Genomic DNA, 1,540 nt, shown 5'->3' with positions numbered 1-1,540 from the left:
TTCAGATTGTAGACAAAGTATCAGGTTTCCGATACTTTGTCTTTTTTTCTTGGTAAAATAGAGAAAAGGAGTTGATTGCAATGTTGAAGAAACAAGATATGAGTAGACGTGATCAAATTGGTTTTTATTCTTTAGAGGATTTAGTTCCAAAGGAACATTTATTAAGAGATATTGATAAATACGTGAACTTTGATTTCATTTATGATCTCGTGGAAGATAAATATGATGAGTCTAATGGACGACCCAGTATAGATCCCGTTTTACTAATTAAGCTTCCACTAATCCAGTACTTGTACGGGATTAAAAGTATGCGACAAACGATTAAAGAGGTCGAGGTTAATATGGCTTATCGATGGTTTGTTGGTTTAGATATTAAAGATTCAGTCCCTCATTTTTCAACATTTGGAAAAAATTACTCTAGAAGATTCAAAGGAACAGATATCTTTGAACAGATTTTTTATGGTATTTTGGCACAATGTGTTGAAGCTCAACTAGTTGATACGACAGAAGTATTTATTGATGGAACGCACGTCAAAGCGCATGCCAATAATAAGAAATATGAAAGTAAAGAAGTTACCGAAGATACCTTATTTTATGTAAGTTTACTTCAAAAAGAAGTTGAACAGGATCGAGAAAAAAGATTAAAAAAGCCCTTAAAAAAAAGAGAGGAAAGTGAGAACGAAACAAAACTCAAAAAGGTTAGTAAAACGGATGGCGAAAGTGGATGGTTTCATAAAGGAGAACATAAACAGGTTTTCGCTTATGCCACACAAGTGGCATGTGATAGAAATGGATGGGTTCTAGGATACACAACTCACCCTGGTAATCATCATGATAGTCGTACGTTTGTCGATATTTATATGAAACTACAAAGTCATTTTACTTTAGATAAATTAGTAATGGATGCCGGCTATAAAACACCGGGGATTGCTCATTTACTATTTAAAAATAACTTGACGCCCGTCTTTCCTTATAAAAGACCAATGACTAAAAAAGGATTCTTTAAAAAATATGATTACGTTTATGATGAATATTATGATCAATATATTTGCCCGAACATGAAAATTTTAAAATATACGACAACCAATAGAGACGGATATCGAGAGTATAAAAGTAACTATACTGACTGTATTCGCTGTCCTTTAATTGCAAATTGCACTGAATCTAAAGAAAAAAGAAAACAAATTCAACGACATTTATGGGAAAATGATATAGAACGTTGTGAAGATATACGTCATTCCATTGGAATGAAGGCTATTTATAATAATCGGAAACAAACAATTGAGCGATTATTTGGAACAGCTAAAGAATTCCATAGACTACGTTACACTAATTTAGTTGGTAAAGAAAAAATGCACATGAAAATTGGGCTTACTTTTGCATGCCTCAATATTAAAAAACTAGCAAAAATGCTTAAACTAAGAGACCTTGGGGGCTCTATTTTTTTGTCTATTTTTGAGTGTTTTTCAAAATTAATAATGAAAAACAAAAAAACAAACCAATTACTCCTGTTGAGTAACTAGTTTGTCTTCAATCTGAA

1 protein-coding gene is annotated in these 1,540 nt (G+C 32.1%); it reads left to right on the top strand.

The window, feature by feature from the left end:
- The first annotated feature begins 80 nt into the window (after nt 1-80).
- Complete coding sequence (locus tag CBF37_RS11455; protein ID WP_420824179.1) at nt 81-1,523, top strand: IS1182 family transposase; 1,443 nt, start codon at nt 81-83, stop codon at nt 1,521-1,523.
- The last annotated feature ends 17 nt before the right edge of the window (nt 1,524-1,540 follow it).

Origin of the sequence: Vagococcus vulneris (assembly GCF_003950515.1) — a bacterium.
GTDB lineage: Bacteria > Bacillota > Bacilli > Lactobacillales > Vagococcaceae > Vagococcus > Vagococcus vulneris.
This window is presented reverse-complemented; position numbering and strand designations above follow the sequence as displayed.